Source organism: Olivibacter sp. SA151, from assembly GCF_054130995.1.
The window spans coordinates 2766605-2787233 of the sequence record NZ_CP096391.1 but is presented as its reverse complement, the minus strand read 5'-3'; the positions used below and the strand labels follow the sequence as shown (position 1 = coordinate 2787233).

The following is a 20629-nucleotide window of genomic DNA, read 5'->3' as shown; positions in this document are numbered from 1 at the left end:
ATAATTGCGTTTCTTTCGCGCTGCAAAATACGAAATGTAATACGTCTCCCGAAATCTACAGAAACAAGCAATGCCATCTCTAAGAACCAAATTGATCCGCGTTCAATCGCTCAATCAGCCTTTTCTTATAGAATCGCCCAACGGGCAGGACCTCGTTTCCCACCCTCAATCGATCGCATTTATACGCCTTAATCTGGTGTAGGTTTACAATAAACGATTTGTGCATTCTAATAAAGTTATCCTCGGGCAACTTTTCTTCCATATAACTGATTCGCTGATACGTTATAATGGTTTTAGCAGCCATAACAATTTTGATATAATCTCTAACACTTTCTATATAAAGAATGTCTTTCAGAAAAACTTTGATCAATTCTTTGTTAACATTAAAGTACATGTAAACATCTTCTTGTTTTTGAACTTTCTGAACGAACTCCAAACTAGAACCGCTCGTTTGCGAATATTTTGATACTGCTCTTAAAAAGCGTTCAAATCGAAAGGGCTTAACTAAATAATCTAAAACATCTAAATCAAACCCCTCTGCCGCATGCTCACGATATGCGGTAGTCATGATTACTACCGGTCGATAAAACAACGCACGAACAAATTCTAAACCATTAAGACCAGGCATCTGTATATCAATAAATAAAATATCGACCTCATGATGTTGTATAAAATTAAAAGCTTCCAGTGCGTCGCTACTAGAAAACACCAATTCGAGTGATTGAATTTTTTCGATATAAGAAATTAATAATTGTAATGCAGGCGGTTCATCGTCCACCGCTATACATTTTATTTTATGCAGTGATTCCATTTTTAATTTTTAGAACAACTAAGAAAGTACCGGATTCCTTCATTATACTTATTTCGTGAGCTCCTTCATAGAGAATTTGCAGTCTTCTTTTTACATTGTCTAAACCAATACCGGGGCGTTCCGATTGGGTTGTTTGCTCAGCATAATTATTCTCAATCTTAACGGTTAAGATGTCGCGTTTCATCGAGATATCCATACGTATCCAAGCATTTTTTTGCAATTTGCCTGCACCATGTTTAAACGCATTTTCTACCAGAGGCAACAATAACATCGGACTTATATAAAAATGCTCTATTTCCGAGAGGATATTTATAGAGATATCTAGTCGATCGCCAAAACGAATTTTCTCTAATTCGATATAATGCTGTATGTATTCTATTTCGTTAATGAGTGGTACAGTGTTTTCCTTTGCCTGGTATAAATTATAATCTAAAAAAGACGAAAGGCGATGAATAAGGTCTGCCGCCTTCGGTTTTTGCTGAATGGAAAATGAGTAAATATTATTTAAGGTATTAAAAATAAAATGAGGATGAACCTGTAGCTTAAGCAACTCCAATTCAGACCTGATCATTTCTTTCTGAAGGGTTGCATTGAGTTTTTGTTGTTCGTAATAAGAACGAAAAAAATAGATAAGTGAATATAAACCAACAATAAGGTACATATTAACAAAATCGATAATAAGCTTAGGTACATAGAAAAAAGGCAATAACATCCCTTCAGGGTAGTATAGTGGATATGTGTGATAGTAATAAAATAACCTTCTTATCATCAGCAGCACGAACATGGTTAGCATGGAGGCAATCCAAAACAAGCGTTTGCGGCTCTTCAGATAGAATTTAGCGAAATAGACATGTACCGTTAGGATGGCGGCAATAAAGGTGGTAGGTACCATTACACAAGCTGAAATAAAATATCGCCTATACTCTCCGCTCATGGATGGAACACTTAGCCATTCGTATAGAAAATATAATGTCCAGAAAAGAATAATAAAAATATATTGGTTATTTAACTTTTTCATCACCGGTTATGGAATAGTCATTTTAAATCTAAGTTACCTAATATATCCGTCGAACGCCATTTTTTTTGTCATACGGCAGTTTTCGAACGACAAACGACTTATATCAAGACATATTTTCATTTAGGCTAAAAACATGTCGTATATCTAAAAAACATTGCTGATCTATAAATGATACCTTTCTTTTGTTTTAAATCAATGCTATTTGATCATGAAAAGTTTATTATTAAAAACGGCGATAACTTTTATGGTAATGGTTATCGTGATCATCGGTACGACCGATGGCAAGGCACAAATGCTTGTTGCGCAAAACGGATCGGAAATAGGAGAAGATTTAGACGCCCCACTTAATACCGTACTCACCTCAATTGGATCGTCTAACTCAAGGCTTGTACTGAAACATTTTAATAAGCATTTTTATAATATTTCTGACGCTCGATGGTACAAAGTAAATGATGGCCTGGTTACCAAGTTTAAACAGGAAACCATCCCCTATACGGTAAGTTATAGTGCAACAGGTATATGGAAACACACGATTAAATACCTGAATGAATCCGCTACTCCAGAAGATCTAAAAAAAATTATTCGTTCAAAATTTGATGGTTATTCTGTTTTACGTGCACGAGAAATTCAGATTCCGGGTACCGTTATTTACCTTGTTCAAATACAAAAAGACAAGCACTATAAAGAAATTTCGGTACATAACAAGCGTATTCGCACACTAAAGAGCTTATATCCGCTTTAGCTTAGCATCTCATTTCACAGATTGCTAGCCCCGATTATCAAATTGACGGAATAGTAGTAATCATAATAGGTTGGCTTCCGATAAAAAGAAAAGCCCGATAACTAGTCGGGCCTGTTTCCGCGGAGAGTGAGAGATTCGAACTCTCGATACCCTTTTGAGGTATACACACTTTCCAGGCGTGCTCCTTAAACCACTCGGACAACTCTCCGTTTATCCCTTACTTTGAAGGACTGCAAAAATAGGAGTTTTGGCGTATTTGCCAAAATAAAAATGTATTTTTCGGTTAATGTGAATTTGGTGACCGGGGCGAAAGGGTACTAAAAATGCTGTCCTATAAAAAATGTACTAAATCTCATACATTTCAGCGTACTATCCCCCCTTATTGTATAGCCATCACCAACTTCTTGCTTATCTGCCCTTATTAGCGATCGGTTTAGTTAATAAATGTTAAAGTTCGCTATTGCTAAGCTTTCTACATATTCCTTGGAATGTTTTTTGCCTAAGGGCACATAGAATCGCGGAAAGATTTTTAACAATCTAACTGATGAAATTGATAATAAATTGTTTGATCGCCTTAGCCTTATGCTCCTGTAGCAAGGATAACTTTGAAATAGAGACAGAAACGGATATATATACGTGGAATCGCGAATTATATCGCATAACGCCTTCCTATAAATACATTAATAATGTTCGCATCTCCGATGAACCCAAAGAAGAGTTTGTTTCTTATGACGTAATTAAATTAAGCTCACAACAGGCGCAACAACAACAAGACAGTCTTTTTCAAGCGTCCAACGGTAAATATCTATATCGTTTTAAAAAAGTCAGTACACACAAATAACAGTCAGGCATTAACTATTCGACAGTAAGATAAGATTCTTTCAAAGTAACATGGAAAGTTTATAGTTACTTTGAAAGAACCTGATAGAGCAATAAAGCCCATCCAATTACCAAGAAAAGTCCACCAAGAGGGGTGATGGGCCCTAAAAAACGTAGTTTACGACCGAACGCAGAGCTGAGACACAAACCATAAATACTGAATGAAAACAAGATGACACCAACAATAAATAGTATACTAATTGTTTGAAATAGTGCCACATCTTTGTATAGTTCACCTATACCTATCAAAACAATTGCATGGTACATTTGGTATCTTACACCGGTTTCAAAACTTTGCTGTTGGTCAACCGTAAATTTCTTTTTCAAAGCATGAGCACCAAAGGCTCCCAATATTACGGCAAGGAGGCCAAAAGCAGCGCCAAAAATTTGAGCAACCATCTGTTTTTATTTATTAGTCAAGTCATTTAGCATTATTCTTATATGCCCTGTAACGCTTCTTTCAGTATGGTAAAAGAGGCAAGCCTTTTATTCAGATCATAGATATAACTAGTGGCCATCAACTCATTGATACCCATCTCGGCAATAAAGGCCGATAATTGTCGGCTCAAGGTATCTTTGCTACCCACAAAAGTACAAGCAGTCATATTATTTACCGCTTGCTGGACCTCGGGGCTCCATGCCAGGGCCAAAGAAGGATTCGGTGGTTGCAATGGCTGCCGTTGATCCGTCAAAATGCCAATAAACATCCGATACAAACTGGAGGAAAGAAACTCCGCCTCCTCGTCCGTATCTGCTCCAATAACATTAACACAAGCCATAACATAGGGTTCGTTCAGATGTTCTGAAGGACGGAATTCTCGTTTATATATGGAAACGGCTGCTCGAAATTGAGCGGGTGCAAAATGGGATGCAAAGGCATAAGGTAAGCCTAAACGCGCTGCTAAATGTGCACTATCCGTGCTTGAGCCCAATATCCATATTGGAATATCAAGTCCTTCACCGGGAAATGCTCGAACCTTGCTGTCCACATTATCTCCACTTAAAAACTGTTGCAACTCTTTGACATCATCGGGAAACTGAAAAGCGGCGTGCATATTATTTTTCCGCAAAGCCATGGCTGTCAGCTGATCTGTGCCAGGTGCTCGCCCCAAACCTAAGTCGATACGTCCAGGATATAGTGTTTCTAAGGTTCCGAACTGTTCTGCAACAATCAACGGCGTATGATTGGGTAGCATAACTCCACCGGATCCCACCCTAATTGTCTTAGTACGACCAGCGACGTGGCCAATTAATACGGCTGTAGCGGAACTGGCTATATGTTCCATATTGTGGTGCTCCGCTAGCCAAATTCGACGATAACCTAATTCTTCGATGTGCTGGGCTACTCTTACGCTGCTTTCTATTGCTGTTCCTGCATCCCCCCCTTCCACTACTACTGCCAGCTCTAGAGCTGATAAAGGAATTTGTTCTGTCATAGTTCAACAAATGTAGCCTTTAAGGTGAGTTACCGCTGTAAGCTTTAAGTCAAATTCTATTATAAAATGTCAGCCGTCTTTCAGAATCACTCCCCGCTCCGTTCTCATGATTTCCATTAATTGAAGAACATGCCGACGAATACTTAAAGGCAGTGCAGCGTAGCTCTTATCAAATTTCAACGTACGGCAGGCATCCAACGCGCATTCCTGCGCACGAACGCCAATCTTCGCGGTTTTATAAAAAACAAATATCTTGACTCGTAGCGGTTCTTCATCCGATTTATCCTTCCCTTTATAAGAAGCATAAACGACTACAGGATCGATATACCCATCGCCATCTAAATCTGTAAAAGAACAATAGGATGTCCAGAAACGAATATCTCCTTCTTCCTCCTTTATAAAGTCCTTAAATTCTGTTTTTTTTAAATACCCGCCGTGATCCTGTAAGTATAAAATCCCCTTAATGGATGAATTAGTAGCTGTGTCACTCCCAGCCACATAATTATTTTCCAAAAGCAACATATCCCATAAACCACCTCCATCTCTATATTCAAAGCCACGGAATACAGGCATATCTAAATCACCTTCATAAGCAATTTCGTCTATTTCGGCAGCATTTAAGATTCTTATCTCTTGGGCAAATGATACGGCTATAAACAACATTGTACCAACCAGGCATATTACTTTTAAGAAAATCTTCCTATTCTTCATTAGAGCAAATAGATTTGGTATTTAATCACCACAAAACTAACTTAGTCAAATTGATTAATAAATAGCCATTTTCAAGTATTTCACCAGCCATGATAAAAAAAATAAAAGCAGTTATTTTTGATCTTGATGGAACGATCGCTAATACGCTTCCACTTTGCATTCGAGCTTTCCGTGAGTCTATAGAGCCACTAATTGGCCAATCAATTTCGGATCAGGAAATCATCTCTACTTTCGGCCCTTCAGAAGAAGGGACTATTATGGCCCTGGCTCCGGCGCATTATCAACAAGGCGTTTCCAACTATTTAAGTAATTACGAAGTATTACATGAAATATGTCCACAACCGTTTGAAGGTATACGTGAAATGCTGGCTGACCTAAAAAAGCATCAGGTTGAAACGGCTCTTGTGACAGGAAAAGGAGCACTGAGCACCGCCATTTCCCTAAAGCGTTTTGATCTTCTTTCTTTTTTTAAGTTGATCGAAACCGGGTCGCCGAAAGGGCCAAGAAAAGTTGAGGGTATTCAAGCTGTACTAAATCATATGCCTGATTTTAAGAAAACCGAGGTCATTTATGTTGGCGATGCTCCCAGCGATATAACAGCCTGTAAGGACGTTGGCATTCCCATTGTAGCGGCGGCTTGGGCAGAGACTGCAGAGGCTGATAAACTACGAGCCTTAGCACCCGACTTTATGTTTTATGACGTTAAAGATTTTCATGGATGGCTGCTTGAAAAAGTTAAATGAAGGTGGTACTTGTTACGGAAAATCTCTATTATCAGTCTATTGACAAAAGTATGTCGCCACGTATCCAAAACACAAACTTAGTATTATCTTAAAATGAAGTTTATTAAGTTTAACAAGATTTGAACCTAAATGAGCAGCTTAATAAATCGTTTTAAACAACATAACTATTACGTAAAGGAAATCATAGGTCTCCTTTTTGTCCTATTTGGCATTTACTTTTTAAAACAGCAGCGTGAAGAGCTGATCAAAGTAAAAGAAACGACCGTTCAAAGCGACCCTTTATGGGTACTAATTGGCATCATCGGTGTACTTCTATATATCCTACTCCAAGCTCTCATGTATGTCCATAGTTTCAAAACGGTTGGAAAAACATTATCTATCCGACTAGCCACGCAGCTGTTCCTCAAAAGAAACTTATTAAGTGTATTCCTCCCGGGAGGCGGCGTGACATCCTTAGCTTTTTTTACGAAAGAAATTGAACGAACGGGCATCAGTAAAACAAAGATAAATTTTGCTTCCTATATATACGGTGTTATCGGAATCATATCAGTTGTCTTATTCGCCTTTCCGGTTATCCTATACATTTCTTTTACAAATCAACGCTATGGAGGTGAATGGGAAACCTTATTGGCTCTCTGTTTGCTGCTATTTTTGATCGGTTATATCAGTTATGATATTTATGTTGAAGGCAGCTTCTATAGATGGCTATTACCGCGCTTCCCCGCACTTGAGGCAGTTGTTTTAGAACTTAAAAACGGACATTTCAGCAAACAACAACTAGGTTTAACATTGCTCTATTCCATATTGATTGAACTGGTTGGAATAATCCATTTACTATTGGCTATGAAAGCTCTCCATTTACAATACGATGTATCGGCTGCTATACTCGGCTATGTAATTGCAACCTTGTTCCTTTGTATTTCACCTTTTTTAAGGGGGCTTGGAGCCGTCGAAGTATCTTTAGTAGTGGTGCTCAACCGATTCGATTTTAGTACTACAGAGTCACTTTCCATTACTTTTCTATATCGTCTTTTTGAATTTTGGCTACCGCTTCTACTGGGTGTTTTTAGCTTCGTTTTTCAAAAGGGTAATTTAATTTTACGCATTTTTCCGTCTGTACTACTTTTCACACTGGGAATCGTCAATATCGCTTCTGTATTAACGCCTGCTATAGCGAGTAGAGTTAAAACACTGCATCGCTTCATTCCAAATGATACGATTCACTTCTCTAACTACATGGTTTTGCTGATCGGACTACTGCTGCTTATCTGCTCGGCATTTTTAATTAAAGGGTTAAGAAATGCTTGGCTAATTGCACTACTACTTAGTTCTTTATCTTTTATCGGTCATCTTACCAAGGCGATCGACTATGAAGAGGCCTCTTTGGCACTGTTCACAATCGTCACGTTATCTGTTACCTATAAACAATATTACATCAAAGGTGATAAGAAGCTTCAAACATTTAGTATCACTACCTCCCTCATCGTTATTTGTGCTGTATTAATCTATGGAACAATAGGCTTTTATCTTTTAAAAGCCAATCACTTTCATGAAAATTTTTCAATTCTTGACTCGTTTGTTAACACCCTGGCTTGTCTTATTCTAGTAGACACCACTTATCTAAATCCACATACGGAATTTGCCAGACTATTTGTTTATTCCATTAATTTATTCGGTGCTCTTGCCATCTTAATGTTATTCTATTCATTCATCCAACCCTATATTTTTAAAACTAAAAGAAACGAAGAAGAATTGATTAGAGCACATGCAGTGATTACGAATTACGGAAAATCAGCGGTTGATCATTTTAAGCTTGCCAATGACAAGCTATTCTTCTTTCCTGCGGATATAGATTCCATGATCGCGTATAAAATAGCCAATAGCTTCGCTGTTGTCTTACATGAACCGGTATGCTTTGACTCACCACTAGTTAAGGAGCAAACAATTTATGCATTTGAAAGATTCTGCCAGCAAAATAGTCTAAAAGCCATTTATTATCGTGTGGATGAGGATAATTTAGAATTCTATAGATCAATTAAGAAAAAAGCACTTCCTATCGGGCAAGAGGCAATTGTCGACTTAAGCCGATTTAACCTGGAAGGTAAAAGCAACAAATCCTTAAGAAATGCCTTGAATAATATCGAAAAGAAGGGTTTTATTACGAAGATTTACACGCCACCAATAAAAGATGGCTTGCTCCAAAAATTAAAGTCGGTCTCAGACGAATGGCTGATTATGCTCAATCGGGAAGAAATGGTTTTCTCTCAGGGGGCTTTTAATGAGACAGAATTGAAACAGCACACCATTATTACCTTAGAGAATACGGATGAAAAGGTCGTGAGCTTTCTAAATATTATACCGGATTATATGCCCGGTGAGACTACTTATGATCTTATTAGAAAAACAGCCGACGCCCCTAGCGGAAATATGGATTGTATTCTTATAAAACTAATAGAGTATGCTCAACAACAAGGGTTCAAATCTTTGAACATGGGCTTAGCTCCTTTTTCCGGTATTGACTCACCGACGGATATACCACAACGGACCATTAAGTTCGCCTACGAAAAACTGCAACAATTCAAACATTACAAAGGCTTAAGAGAGTTTAAAGACAAATATAATCCCACATGGCACACTAAGTATTTAATCTACTCAAACGACTACGATCTCCTGCATATCCCCCTTGCTTTAAATAAAGTGATGAAAGCTTAACGCAATAAGCAACGCCTTTTTTTGGGCAAGGGCACTTCAAATTTTTTTCAAAATTAGTCTCTATCTTGTGCTCTATTTAGCGTTTTGTTAATTTATTCTGTGGAAACCGATAAGTTTAAGCGATAATTGGCTATAAAGTATATTTTTAAGTCCCCGCATCCGGTTTGCTCATCAGATGTAAAACTAGTCGTAAATGAAAATTTTGGTAATAGAAGACAATAAAGAACTCGCTAGCAGTATTCATGATTACCTAGCTAGAGAAAATTATATCTGTGAGCTGGCTTTTAGCGCAACCGAAGCGCGCGAAAAATTGCTCTTCTTTACCTACGACTGTATAATTCTTGATATTATGCTTCCGGATGGAAACGGGCTCGAGTTGCTCAACTTGGTAAAAGAAGAACACATCAACGGTTCTATATTGATTATTTCTGCCAAAGGAGCGCTAGATGATAAAATAAAGGGCCTAGAAGAAGGAGCCGATGATTATCTTACCAAACCTTTTCACTTGCCGGAACTTCATGCACGTCTGAGAGCCATACATCGAAGAAAAAATCTAGACGGCAATAATATCATCTCTTTTAAGGAAATCACGTTAAATACTAATACCTTTGAATTAAAAATACATGGAAAAGCACTAGATGCGACCAGAAAGGAGTTTGAGCTTCTTCTTTATTTTCTGGTAAACAAAAATAGAGTTTTATCACGACAAGCTATTGCCAACCACCTTTGGGGCGATTACACGGATAATCTTAGCAATGTAGACTTTGTTTACCAGCACGTTAAGAATCTCCGAAAAAAAATCAATATGGCGGGTGGCGACGATTACATTGACACAATTTATGGTTTAGGATATAAGTTCAACACAAACAAGGGTTGATATAAATTCCAGATAATGAAATTAGCGGACAAATTTACACTGTGGTTTTTGGCGATAATATTACTTGTAACGCCTATCAGTATGTTCACGACATTAAGTAACATACGCAATCGTATCGATAATTCAGAAATAGAGCGCTTAAAAGCTGTCAACAATGAAGTAGCCGAGCAGTTGAAAGCAGGAATTGCGCCCGATCAGTATTCGCAGGGAAGACCAATCGCTATATTGAAGATAAACAGCGCCTTACCCCAAAACAGGGTACAAGTACAAAAACAACAATGTGACAGTACCGCTTCCGTTACCGATGAATGCCGAATAACGGTCAGTTGTTATTATACCATAAATGGCATCAATTATCAAGTATCTTCCTATAATTACGTAACGCAATCAAAACAGATTTTAAAAGGGATGCTCTTAACGGCCATTTTGAAAACTGTATTGATCGCTTTAGTGGTTCTCTTAACCGTCCGTTTGGTATCCAAAAAGATTCTTTCTCCATTTAATCAAACACTGAAAAGTATACAGAAATTTAGCATTAAAAAAAAGCAGCCGTTAACGCTTAATCATACTAATACGAAGGAATTCCAAGAACTGAACCGATTTCTGAAAAAGATGACGGACAAGGCAATCAAAGAATATAGTTTGGTAAAAGAATTTAGCGAAAATGCATCGCATGAACTGCAAACTCCACTAGCTGTTCTACGAAGCAAATTGGAGCTACTTACGGAAACGGACATACAGCAAAATCAGGCATCGCTTATCGCAGACATGCAAAACGCGATCGAGAAGTTGTCAAGAATCAATCACTCGCTCCTTTTACTCACGAAACTGGAAAATCAGGAATTTGAAGCGACCAAAGAAATAAACTTCACTAAACAGGTTCTTGAGTTACTCACGATTTATGAAGATAGGATAGCAATTAAAGAGCTAAAGGTAACGCAACACATCGATCCTGATATTACCGTCAGAATTAATCCGGCCTTAGCGGACATGTTGTTCGATAATCTGCTTAGCAATGCAATCAGGCATAATGTAAAGAATGGAACCATTTTCCTAGAAATAAATAAAAAGGGAATTTTAATAAAAAATACCGGCCCCGAACCGATTTTCCCAACAGAGGAGTTATTCCAACGCTTTAAGAAAAGCAATCAGTGCAGCAACAGTGTAGGTTTGGGTCTTGCTATTGTTAAACGAATTTGTGAATTGAATAACTTTGATGTCCAATACACTTACGAAAACAGGTTGCATATGCTAACCGTTGATTTTCCAAGAGCTGGGCTTACGGAGACTGATCGAGAGGAAGGTATTTCGGTTTTGGGGCAGGACAATCAAATTGTTACATTAGGATAACAAAATAATCACATTTTGATCACTTCCTTCAAATTCTCTTCAAAATCATTCCCCAATTTCACAAAAGATACTACTAATACTTTTATTTTTTGTGAAATATTCATTCCGTTGGATAATAAGGTATTGCATTTCAAGCCTATTATCATTAATGTTAACACAACATGCTTGGACACAGCAAAAATTGTCTCTAAAGGAAGCCCTCGAATTAGCAATTAACAACTACGGCAGTGTCAAGGCTAAAGCGAATTATGCCAAGGCTTCTTTTTCTTCCGTTGAGCAAGCTAAACGAGATTATCTTCCTAACTTGGTCTTATCCGCGCAACAAGATTATGGAACAGTCAATGGTCAGAACGGACCTCTCTATGGTTTTGGTGGATACGGTGTAGCCTCTTCGGGGCTACCGCTTCCAAACCAGAACTGGAATGCCGCGTTTGGATCGCTTTATTTAGCCAATGTCAATTGGGAATTCTTCTCCTTTGGAAAAGCTAAGGAGCGGATCAAAGTAGCACGAGAAGTTGCCGAACGAGACAATATGGATTTGCAACAGGAGCTGTTCAATCATCAGGTAAAAGTGTCAGCGGCTTATTTGAATCTTCTGGCTGCACAAAAACTCACGCTTTCGTATAAGAAGAATCTCTTTCGGGCCGATACATTCCGCCAAGTGGTTGTCACCAGAGCATTGAATGGGCTCATTGCCGGCGTAGATTCTTCCTTGGCAAATGCGGAGGTATCTAACGCTAAAATAGCATTGACCAAAGCAAAAGATTTTGAACAGGAACAGAGTAACAAGCTGGCGCAATTAATGGGTATTCCTCCAACCGAATTTACCTTAGATAGTTTTTTTATTTCGCATGTACCGGCAGGTATGGAACAGTCGACCGACAGTGATATTGCAAACCACCCTACTTTGAGATGGTATCAATCCCGTATTAATGTGGGGAAAGAACAAAAAAAGTATCTAAAAACACTTTATTACCCTTCCTTATCACTTGTGGGAATCTTTCAGACCAGGGGTTCAGGTTTTCGAAGTGACTACGCGAGTAATCAACAAGCTTTTACACAAAATTATTTCGACGGTATTAAGCCAAGTCGTTCAAATTATCTCATTGGGATCGGTTTGACTTGGAATTTAACCCAACCACTTCGGATTTCGAAACAAGTAAAAGGACAAACCTTTACGAACCAGGCTTTAACAGATGAATTTGAATTGGCGAATCAGCAAATCCGGGCCCAATTAGTTTTAGCGGATACGAAAATTGAAAATGCATTAAGCAATTATAGAGAAGTGCCAACCCAAGTTAAAGCCGCCTCGGACGCGTTTTTGCAGAAATCGGTACTCTATAAAAATGGGTTAACCAATTTAGTGGATGTCACACAAGCCCTGTATGCGCTCATACGGGCAGAGACGGATCGTGATATCGCCTACAACAACGTTTGGCAGGCTTTATTATACAAAGCTGCTGCTTCCGGCGATTTCGGCTTATTTGTTAACAAAATAGAACCTTAGCATTTATTGCTGCAAAAAAAACAGTTAAAAAGAATCTAAATAAACTATCATGAATTTAATTCGCTTTGCATTACGTAAACCGATAACCATAATGGTCATAGTAGCAGGGCTATTTTTCTTTGGAATAAAAGCAGTTACTTCCATTAAGATCGATATCTTCCCAAAACTAGATATGCCTGTAATTTATATTTCCCACCCTTTTACAGGTTATACGCCCGAGCAGATGGAGTCTTTCTTTGCTAAACAATATGTAAACATACTCCTCTATACGAATGGGCTAAAAAGTATAGAGACAAAGAATATACAGGGATTAACCCTAATGAAATTGAACTTTTATCCAGGGACCAATATGGCGCAGGCAGCGGCCGAGCTTGCCTCTTTCACAAATCGTATCCAAGCGATATTCCCTCCCGGATCAAACCCACCCTTCATTATACGTTTTGATGCCTCAACATTGCCCGTTGGCCAACTTGTATTGAGTAGCAAAACGAGAAGCAATAATGAGTTGGCAGATTTAGCTAACACCTATGTCCGTTCTTCTTTTACGTCAATAAGCGGGCTAGTCGCTCCCCCTCCTTTTGGCGGAAATGTCAGAACCATTGTTATCAAAGCTGACCCTGCATTACTTCGATCCCACAATATGACGCCAGACCAATTAGTAGAGGCCTTGAAAATCAATAATCAAACCGCCCCGTCGGGAAATGTAAGAGTTGGCGACAAAAATTACATCACACCTACTAATACAACGATTAAAGATGTTAAAGATTTTGAAAATATACCACTTTTCAAAAGTGGTGTCCAAAACCTTTATCTGAGAGATGTAGCAACTGTCGAAGATGCCGCTGACATTACTTCTGGTTATGCCTTGGTAAATGGTAAACGCTCAGTCTATTTAAATGTTGCAAAAAGTGCTGATGCCTCCACTTGGGAAGTAGTAAAAAAACTGAAGGCCGCAGTTCCAAAAATTCAAAGTCAACTGCCGGAGGATGTTCAAGTAAGCTACGAATTCGACCAATCGGTTTATGTTATGAATTCGGTAAAAAGCTTATTAACTGAAGGTGCCATAGGTGCTATACTCACGGGATTGATGGTTATTCTATTCTTAGGCGACCTACGTGGCGCTTTGATTGTTATCCTTACCATCCCAACATCCATTATATCAGGGGTCCTATTTCTTAATTTATTCGGGCAAACCATCAATATAATGACACTGAGCGGTTTGGCTTTGGCAATCGGAATTCTGGTGGATGAAAGTACGGTAACCATTGAGAACATTCACCAGCATTTTGATATGGGAAAACCAAAAGCTTTAGCGATTTGGGATGCCTGTAAAGAAATTGCCTTTCCTAAGCTCTTAATTCTCTTTTGTATTTTGGCCGTGTTTGCTCCAGCCTTTACAATGGGGGGCATACCTGGATCGCTTTTTCTACCGCTAGCTTTGGCTATCGGCTTCAGTATGATTGTATCCTATTTTCTGGCACAAACCTTTGTTCCTATTATGGCTAACTGGATTATGAAGGTAAAGCATCACAAAAAAGCAGATGGATCGAATTTAACCGATGCTGAAGAGCTCGAATTGGCTGGCCTTTCTACCGACGATCATCACGCACAGATCGAACAAAAAATTGCTGCTGCCAGAGCTGCCGACAGAAATCATAATGAAAAGATTGGCGTTTTTGAGAAGATACGAATGCGCTATTTACGTTTTATCGAACGCATTATGCCTTATCGCAAAGCAATTGTTGTTGCCTATCTTTTAATTATTTGTGGATTGGCAAGTATATTGATGATGCAAATCGGCCGAGACGTATTACCAAAAGTAAATGGAAGTCAATTCCAAGTACGCCTACGCGCCCCCGACGGCACCAGAATTGAAGAAACCGAGCGCAAGACAAACAAAGCCATTGAAGCTATCAAGAAGTTAGTAGGTCCGGAGAACGTGTCGATCACCTCTGCCTATGTAGGTTTGCATCCATCTCTTTTCTCCACAAGTCCTATTTACCTATGGATGGCAGGCCCACATGAATCCGTCATTCAAGTAGCATTGAGTGAACACTATAAAACTGACCTCGATAAACTCAAAGAGAACATTCGATCTGCATTTGCTAAAGATTTACCGGAAGTAACAACCTCCTTTGAACCGATAGAATTAACGGATAAAATTCTAAGTCAAGGTTCGCCTACTCCAATAGAAGTCCGATTCTCCGGAAGAAATAAAAAGGTGAGCGAGGCATTTGCGCAAAAGCTTATTACTAAACTTAAAAAAATAGATTACCTAAGAGATGTTCAATTGGGGCAGTCTACCAAATACCCATCAATCAATATTAATGTAGATAGAACAAGAGCCGCACAATTGGGCGTTGATATGAATGACGTTTCCCGATCTTTGATTGCCTCTACGTCTTCTTCGCGGTATACCGATAAAAATATTTGGATCGACCAACGCATTGGCAACAGTTACAGTGTTCAAGTACAGATTCCGGAAAATAAAATGAACAGTATCAATGAAATCAATGAAATACCTTTATTGAAAAATTCATCCAGACCCGTACTGGGAGATGTTGCTACCATAACTTCGGGTATAACCTACGGTGAAACTGACAATTTAGGAGCGATGCCCATGTTATCTGTAACGGCTAACATTAATCAGCAGGATTTAGGTACCGCGTCTAAAGAAGTAGAAAAGGCGATTTCCTCACTGGGTGAACTGCCTCGCGGTTTGGAAGTAGAATTGATCGGTTTAAGCAATACGCTAACCGAAACTATGGACAGTTTAGAAAGCGGTCTATTAGTGGCTATTGTGGTCATATTCTTAATGCTTGCCGCTAACTTCCAATCGTTTAAAGTTTCTGGAATTGTTTTAGCAACCGTCCCTGCAGTTATTTTAGGTTCTATCGGTCTTCTATTATTAACAGGATCTACCTTAAATTTGCAATCTTATATGGGTATGATCATGTCGGTGGGCGTATCAATATCCAATGCCGTTTTGCTGATTACCAATGCTGAAGAGATACGGAAGACGACAGGAAATGCTATTTCTTCGGCAACAGGGGCTGCCTCACTCAGATTAAGACCTATTGTAATGACGGCATTGGCCATGGTGGTTGGTATGATTCCGATGGCCAGCGGATTGGGAGAGGCCGGTGACCAATCCTCTCCTTTGGGTAGAGCTGTGATCGGGGGCCTTGTGGCGTCGACTTTTGCGGCACTTTTTATCCTGCCTTTGGTATTCGCCTGGGGGCAAGGTAAAGCCAGCACACAAAGTGTGTCTCTTGATCCGGAAGACGAAGAAAGTATTCATTACATTCCATCTATTACTAAAAATTAAAAAAATTCAAATATGAACTCTTACAGATTTGTTTTATTGACCAGCGGTTTATTGAGCATAACCTGCATGTTGGCTCGGTGCACCTCACCTATACAAAAAGCAGAGGCCGAAAATCAAAAAGCAAAGGAGGAGTCGGCTCCATTGGAAATATTTAAATTGAGCAAAGGCCAACTTTCTTCTTCTATTAAAATTCCCGGAGAGCTTATTGCCTATCAACAAGTGGATTTATACGCCAAAGTTAGTAGTTTCGTAAAAAAGCTAAATGTGGATGTCGGCAGTGTCGTATCTGCAGGGCAAATACTCGCTACAATGGAAGCGCCCGAATTGAATTCACAACTAGCAGGAGCTGAATCCCGCCTGAAATCGCAAGAAGCTGTTTATCTAGCAAGTAAAGCTACTTATCAACGGTTACTGGAAACCAGCAAAACACCGGGGACGGTATCACAAAACGATCTCGATTTAGCATTGGCTAAACAGAATTCAGATCTTGCGCAATTTAAAGCGGCACAGGCTGCCTATCGCGAGGTCGGCGACACAAAAAATTATCTTGAAATAAGGGCACCTTTTTCGGGTATTATAACTGCGCGGAATGTCAGCGCAGGTGCTTATGTTGGTCCTTCCGGTAAAGGTTCTGAGGCCCCTATTTTTACCTTACAGCAGCAGGACAAGCTCCGTTTAGTGGTCAGTGTGCCCGAACTATATTCAGCCTATTTGAATCGCCAAAATGAAATCAAGTTTTCGGTTAAAGCTTTACCAAGTGAATCTTTTACGGCCAAAGTCGCGAGGTTAGCAGGCGCATTGGATCCCCGTCTTCGTTCACAACGTATCGAAATGGATGTTAATAATAGTAATAAACAATTGCTACCGGGCATGATTACAGAAGTTGAAATTCCGCTTACCGGCGCCGAGCATACTTTTGTAGTGCCTACAGAAGCGGTTCTCAATTCAACCCTAGGAACTTTTGTGATTAAAGTAGAACACGATAGTACGAAATGGATCCCCGTCAATCTCGGCCGTCAAGCGGACGGAAAATCAGAAGTTTTTGGACCCCTTAATGAATCTACACAACTCGTTAGATTGGCGACAGAAGAAATACGAGATAAGGAACCCGTACGTGCGCCTGTAAAATTAATACAATAAGGCAATAAAAGCTATTGTAAATAACGTTACAATAGCTTTTCTACCGGCCTTTTCCTTATAGGTTTTCTCTTTTTTAACTTACTTGCTTTGTACTTATTATGGCAGACAGTACCTCTTCCAAATTATCCAACCCTCTAGTACGAATGTTAAAAGTGTGCTGCAGGGCTTCAATAACCTCACAAGCAGTACTAAAAAGAAACGACTCTTTTCTTCCGCTATCATATCGAATATTCAACACATTATCATGTAACGTATAACGGCCATCATCATCTACTTTCGCCACAATAAGCTGTTTTGTAAAGTGTGAATTGGGATGTGTTGAGACATACCAGTTGGCCACTTCATAGTCTATCGACTCCAAAACCTCTGTGTAAAACTGGTAGATCGACCGCCACTCATTCTCTTGCAATACCTGCAGGATATAAAATTTTTCCTTTTGTATAATGCGAAAGATTCCATGTTGCGTTTCCTGCACAATGTCAGGAGCAAAAAGTAAGGGAGCCGTTAAGGTCATAGCCCCAAACCCAACATCGGCTATATAAGCTTGGCCTTCGTAAACTATATGTAATAACATATGAGTTCTCGCCGTTATCTGGGTTGGATCTATATTCCAAATCACTCTTGCCCAAAATCCACTTACCTGAAAACCTAGTTGTATCAATACCTGCTTAAACAACGTATTATGTTCAAAGCAATACCCTCCTCTATGTGACAGTATTAATTTATCGAAAATATCCTCAATGCCTAGACTTATCGGTCTTCCGGTAAGCGGATTCAAATTTTCAAAGGGAATGTATTTTGGATGTAGTCGATGTATCTCCATCAACGTTTCCAGGTTGGTATCCGGTCGCTGCGTATAATGAATTCGCTCTAAATATGCTTTTAAATCAACCATATATAAATTTATTAAATGGTTATAGATAACAAGAACATCTAACGCCCTCCCCTCCTAATTATTATTCCTTCGTTCTTATTTCTGATTACCGATCAAAGTTAGTATTTTTACGCATTAAACCAAGCGGATACTTTGTTTATGAATCATCATATAAACGATTACGACAGCGCTCTTTGGTTGCTGAAAAAAAAGGGTCCTCAAACGCTCATTGAGGTCGCTAATGAGCTTAAAATCACCACGGAGGGCGCGCGTTTCAAGCTGCAAAAACTTGCCAACGATGAGTTGGTTACCTCCAGCACGCGAGTAAAAGGACGGGGAAGGCCACAACAGATTTGGTCGTTAACCCGTGCAGGACACGCGCGGTTTCCAGACTCGCACGCAGATCTTACCGTAAAGCTTATTGACTTAATTCGTCAAAGCTTAGGCGAACAAGCCATGGAAACCATCATTTCCGAAAACGAAAAGGCAGGCATAATAAAATACAATGAACACTTAAAGGGTGTTAATGAATTGGAAGAACGAGTCAATAAATTGGCCGAGATTCGGAATCAAGAAGGCTATATGGCCGAATGCCAAAAGCAGGGTGATGTTTATTTACTCATCGAAAATCATTGTCCGATTTGCGCAGCAGCACAGACTTGTCAGGGCTTTTGCCGTTCAGAGCTTAATACGTTCCAAAATGTTTTAGGAGAAAATGTATCCGTTGAACGGATAGATCATATTCTTGCCGGGGCAAGAAGGTGTGCTTATAAAATTTATCTTCAGTAATGCGGAATATTCGTCTAAATAGAGGTTGCTTTTGATAAAATAAAAACAATTGCTTCCCACTCTAATCGTAAACTCTGCTCGATCAGGGCCTTATAAACCCCATACCAAAGGCGGATCCAGCACCTAAAATAGCTCCTGCCGCAACATCTGATGGATTATGAACACCTAAATACATGCGAGAGTAACCTACAGTTCCTGCCCAAATGAACGATGGCGCAATTATATACCATTTAGGATAAGCGCGCGACAAGGCCGTGGCCGTACTGAATGAAGCGGACGTATGACCTGACGGGAAAGAATAACTAGACGGCTGATAAACAGCTTTAAACCCAATATGTGCGATGAAGGGACGTGGTCTTTTAAATATTTTCTTCAATCCAAAATTTAGCAAGGCGGTAATTGCTGTACTACTAGCTATATAAACTGCGTTCTGCCGCATCTCTTTGTTTCCATCAATTACACCGGCGACAAACAATCCGGCAGGTATGGCGGCGTTGACATAGTTGTTTGCATCAGAAATGATACGCATTGCCTTCGTTTCTTGCTCGCTCCTCTTGGCGGCTAAATTTTCCAAAATGCGTAGATCAATTTGATCAACTGTCGACTGCCCAAAAAGATTAGAAGTACAAAAAAACAAAAATACGATCGTATAAATTTTCATCTACCTTAATTCCAATTTCCAAACTTAGGCAAATTACATCCCGAAAGCAAAGAAGATTGATCACTGCCGTGATTGGATAAACCGTTAAGATTTAAAAATTGGAATAAAAAAAGTCTTCAACCGGGGAGATTGAAGACTTTAACTAACCAATTATAAACCTAAATTATGATGACACAAAGATAGTGTACTTAATACACTATATTGATAAATTAATTGTAATTTATTTGTCATTTCAACCAAGGACCTATTAAACACCGAATGGTGGAAGTTCAGTTCCTGTGACTTACTGCTTTTAAATGCTTTTTTCAGTCAAGTATTTCCAGTACCTCTTGGGCACATGTTGAACATGCAATCTCATGTTTTTTCTTTCCTTTATATTGGTGGATTTAAAATACTGTTGCCACAAATCGGCATACAGAATCTCGTCTTCTTCAAGCTGTACCATATCATCCAACATGACTGTCTCATTTGTTAATTTTACTTCCGAAACAAGGTTTAAATTGTAATAGATGCCGTAGTCGCGTTTTGTATCATATATTAACCAACGTTGATCCGCATAACGGCGCATAAAATGCTCGTTAATAAGCGGAAGCACATTAAAGTCCGGTTCAATCACGGCAAAGTATAAACCATTTTTTTGCTTTTTAAAACGCGTAAAGGCTTTCATGCGATGTCGTTCTCTGTTCACCATCTTTGCAGTCTGATGTATTGTTAGCACGTCATTCCGTCCAAATGCTAAGTGCCCCTCTTCAACGGTCGAAAAATAAAAACAGACAGCCGAGCACAAGGTCGCCTCTATTTGGGGAAGCTCAGACAGAAACGCGCAGAACAAGTTTTCCTGAGCATATTTTGGTATCCGCAATTGTAAACCTCTCCAAACGCGCTGGGCTTTTGATTTATCGGTTGTCACTCTTTTCCACGGCACGAAAATATCTTGTTGTAACGGTTGTTCATTCCGGTAAATGGCGGTTACCGAGACCTTGAATTCGAACATCTCAAAAACCAAAGTTAACCAGCCTTCCCATGTTCCATCATAAATTATTACACACAT

18 protein-coding genes and 1 tRNA gene are annotated in these 20629 nt (G+C 39.2%); 10 read left to right on the top strand and 9 right to left on the bottom strand.

The features are described 5' to 3' along the window. Positions 1-79 precede the first annotated feature (79 nt). Positions 80-811 carry a LytR/AlgR family response regulator transcription factor gene (locus M1D52_RS11400; RefSeq protein ID WP_437365818.1) on the bottom strand — a complete coding sequence of 244 codons (732 nt, stop codon included), beginning with the start codon at positions 809-811 and terminating at the stop codon, positions 80-82. After that, entirely contained in the window at positions 795-1829 is a 1035-nt protein-coding gene (locus M1D52_RS11395; protein WP_437365820.1) for a sensor histidine kinase, read from the bottom strand. Before M1D52_RS11395 ends, M1D52_RS11400 begins: the two co-directional genes overlap by 17 nt. A 208-nt stretch (positions 1830-2037) precedes the next feature. On the opposite strand from M1D52_RS11395, the gene M1D52_RS11390 reads away from it, so the two are divergent. Continuing rightward, positions 2038-2571, top strand: a complete 534-nt coding sequence (locus M1D52_RS11390) for a hypothetical protein (RefSeq protein WP_437365822.1) — start codon at positions 2038-2040, stop codon at positions 2569-2571. 120 nt (positions 2572-2691) lie between these two features. Here M1D52_RS11390 and M1D52_RS11385 read toward each other — a convergent pair. Next, positions 2692-2779: transfer RNA gene (locus M1D52_RS11385), tRNA-Ser, on the bottom strand. A 336-nt stretch (positions 2780-3115) separates the two neighbouring features. Between M1D52_RS11385 and M1D52_RS11380 the strand changes: the two genes are divergently transcribed. Further along, the gene (locus M1D52_RS11380; RefSeq protein ID WP_130855739.1) at positions 3116-3412 is read left to right on the top strand and encodes a hypothetical protein; all 297 of its coding nucleotides are present in this window, start codon (positions 3116-3118) and stop codon (positions 3410-3412) included. Positions 3413-3477: 65 nt separating this feature from the next. On the opposite strand, the gene M1D52_RS11375 is transcribed toward M1D52_RS11380, so the two are convergent. From M1D52_RS11375 to M1D52_RS11365, 3 genes are all read right to left on the bottom strand, one after another. Further along, positions 3478-3849, bottom strand: coding sequence for a DUF423 domain-containing protein (locus M1D52_RS11375; RefSeq protein WP_013667298.1), 372 nt, complete (start codon positions 3847-3849; stop codon positions 3478-3480). A gap of 38 nt (positions 3850-3887) precedes the next feature. After that, positions 3888-4886 carry an LLM class flavin-dependent oxidoreductase gene (locus M1D52_RS11370; RefSeq protein ID WP_013667299.1) on the bottom strand — a complete coding sequence of 333 codons (999 nt, stop codon included), beginning with the start codon at positions 4884-4886 and terminating at the stop codon, positions 3888-3890. A 69-nt stretch (positions 4887-4955) separates the two neighbouring features. Then, a complete protein-coding gene (locus M1D52_RS11365; RefSeq protein ID WP_049795072.1) occupies positions 4956-5597 on the bottom strand; it encodes a M949_RS01915 family surface polysaccharide biosynthesis protein in 642 nt (213 codons plus the stop codon). Positions 5598-5686: 89 nt separating this feature from the next. On the opposite strand from M1D52_RS11365, the gene M1D52_RS11360 reads away from it, so the two are divergent. The 7 genes from M1D52_RS11360 (at position 5687) to M1D52_RS11330 (ending at position 17254) form a co-directional block, all read left to right on the top strand. Continuing rightward, a complete protein-coding gene (locus M1D52_RS11360) occupies positions 5687-6340 on the top strand; it encodes an HAD family hydrolase (protein WP_013667301.1) in 654 nt (217 codons plus the stop codon). A gap of 129 nt (positions 6341-6469) precedes the next feature. After that, positions 6470-9052, top strand: a complete 2583-nt coding sequence (locus M1D52_RS11355) for a phosphatidylglycerol lysyltransferase domain-containing protein (protein WP_130855738.1) — start codon at positions 6470-6472, stop codon at positions 9050-9052. 193 nt (positions 9053-9245) lie between these two features. Beyond that, positions 9246-9929, top strand: a complete 684-nt coding sequence (locus M1D52_RS11350; RefSeq protein WP_437392621.1) for a response regulator transcription factor — start codon at positions 9246-9248, stop codon at positions 9927-9929. Between the two features lie 15 nt (positions 9930-9944). Beyond that, entirely contained in the window at positions 9945-11279 is a 1335-nt protein-coding gene (locus M1D52_RS11345; protein ID WP_013667305.1) for a sensor histidine kinase, read from the top strand. A gap of 148 nt (positions 11280-11427) precedes the next feature. Further along, on the top strand, positions 11428-12786 hold the full coding sequence (locus tag M1D52_RS11340; RefSeq protein ID WP_437365827.1) for a TolC family protein: 1359 nt from the start codon (positions 11428-11430) through the stop codon (positions 12784-12786). Between the two features lie 49 nt (positions 12787-12835). After that, positions 12836-16114 (top strand): efflux RND transporter permease subunit, encoded by a 3279-nt coding sequence (locus tag M1D52_RS11335; RefSeq protein ID WP_437365829.1) that lies wholly within the window; start codon positions 12836-12838, stop codon positions 16112-16114. A gap of 12 nt (positions 16115-16126) precedes the next feature. Further along, entirely contained in the window at positions 16127-17254 is a 1128-nt protein-coding gene (locus M1D52_RS11330; protein WP_130855735.1) for an efflux RND transporter periplasmic adaptor subunit, read from the top strand. Positions 17255-17327: 73 nt separating this feature from the next. Here the strand turns inward: M1D52_RS11330 and M1D52_RS11325 are convergent, their stop codons facing one another. Then, positions 17328-18149: an arylamine N-acetyltransferase family protein gene (locus M1D52_RS11325; RefSeq protein ID WP_130855734.1), complete on the bottom strand. Its 822-nt coding sequence runs from the start codon at positions 18147-18149 to the stop codon at positions 17328-17330. Between the two features lie 138 nt (positions 18150-18287). Here M1D52_RS11325 and M1D52_RS11320 point away from each other — a divergent pair, with 138 nt between their 5' ends. After that, the gene (locus tag M1D52_RS11320) at positions 18288-18917 is read left to right on the top strand and encodes a helix-turn-helix transcriptional regulator (RefSeq protein ID WP_013667310.1); all 630 of its coding nucleotides are present in this window, start codon (positions 18288-18290) and stop codon (positions 18915-18917) included. Between the two features lie 82 nt (positions 18918-18999). On the opposite strand, the gene M1D52_RS11315 is transcribed toward M1D52_RS11320, so the two are convergent. Both M1D52_RS11315 and M1D52_RS11310 read right to left on the bottom strand, forming a co-directional pair. Continuing rightward, positions 19000-19578 carry a phosphatase PAP2 family protein gene (locus M1D52_RS11315; RefSeq protein ID WP_289553314.1) on the bottom strand — a complete coding sequence of 193 codons (579 nt, stop codon included), beginning with the start codon at positions 19576-19578 and terminating at the stop codon, positions 19000-19002. 292 nt (positions 19579-19870) lie between these two features. After that, the gene (locus M1D52_RS11310) at positions 19871-20629 is read right to left on the bottom strand and encodes a TIGR03915 family putative DNA repair protein (protein ID WP_437392620.1); all 759 of its coding nucleotides are present in this window, start codon (positions 20627-20629) and stop codon (positions 19871-19873) included.

What these genes read in the sequence shown, in the direction of transcription:
- M1D52_RS11400 (WP_437365818.1), bottom strand. Translation starts at nt 811, where the DNA reads ATGGAATCACTGCATAAAATAAAATGTATAGCGGTGGACGATGAACCG.
- M1D52_RS11395 (WP_437365820.1), bottom strand. Translation starts at nt 1,829, where the DNA reads ATGAAAAAGTTAAATAACCAATATATTTTTATTATTCTTTTCTGGACA.
- M1D52_RS11390 (WP_437365822.1), top strand. Translation starts at nt 2,038, where the DNA reads ATGAAAAGTTTATTATTAAAAACGGCGATAACTTTTATGGTAATGGTT.
- M1D52_RS11380 (WP_130855739.1), top strand. Translation starts at nt 3,116, where the DNA reads ATGAAATTGATAATAAATTGTTTGATCGCCTTAGCCTTATGCTCCTGT.
- M1D52_RS11375 (WP_013667298.1), bottom strand. Translation starts at nt 3,849, where the DNA reads ATGGTTGCTCAAATTTTTGGCGCTGCTTTTGGCCTCCTTGCCGTAATA.
- M1D52_RS11370 (WP_013667299.1), bottom strand. Translation starts at nt 4,886, where the DNA reads ATGACAGAACAAATTCCTTTATCAGCTCTAGAGCTGGCAGTAGTAGTG.
- M1D52_RS11365 (WP_049795072.1), bottom strand. Translation starts at nt 5,597, where the DNA reads ATGAAGAATAGGAAGATTTTCTTAAAAGTAATATGCCTGGTTGGTACA.
- M1D52_RS11360 (WP_013667301.1), top strand. Translation starts at nt 5,687, where the DNA reads ATGATAAAAAAAATAAAAGCAGTTATTTTTGATCTTGATGGAACGATC.
- M1D52_RS11355 (WP_130855738.1), top strand. Translation starts at nt 6,470, where the DNA reads ATGAGCAGCTTAATAAATCGTTTTAAACAACATAACTATTACGTAAAG.
- M1D52_RS11350 (WP_437392621.1), top strand. Translation starts at nt 9,246, where the DNA reads ATGAAAATTTTGGTAATAGAAGACAATAAAGAACTCGCTAGCAGTATT.
- M1D52_RS11345 (WP_013667305.1), top strand. Translation starts at nt 9,945, where the DNA reads ATGAAATTAGCGGACAAATTTACACTGTGGTTTTTGGCGATAATATTA.
- M1D52_RS11340 (WP_437365827.1), top strand. Translation starts at nt 11,428, where the DNA reads ATGTTAACACAACATGCTTGGACACAGCAAAAATTGTCTCTAAAGGAA.
- M1D52_RS11335 (WP_437365829.1), top strand. Translation starts at nt 12,836, where the DNA reads ATGAATTTAATTCGCTTTGCATTACGTAAACCGATAACCATAATGGTC.
- M1D52_RS11330 (WP_130855735.1), top strand. Translation starts at nt 16,127, where the DNA reads ATGAACTCTTACAGATTTGTTTTATTGACCAGCGGTTTATTGAGCATA.
- M1D52_RS11325 (WP_130855734.1), bottom strand. Translation starts at nt 18,149, where the DNA reads ATGGTTGATTTAAAAGCATATTTAGAGCGAATTCATTATACGCAGCGA.
- M1D52_RS11320 (WP_013667310.1), top strand. Translation starts at nt 18,288, where the DNA reads ATGAATCATCATATAAACGATTACGACAGCGCTCTTTGGTTGCTGAAA.
- M1D52_RS11315 (WP_289553314.1), bottom strand. Translation starts at nt 19,578, where the DNA reads ATGAAAATTTATACGATCGTATTTTTGTTTTTTTGTACTTCTAATCTT.
- M1D52_RS11310 (WP_437392620.1), bottom strand. Translation starts at nt 20,629, where the DNA reads ATGTGTGTAATAATTTATGATGGAACATGGGAAGGCTGGTTAACTTTG.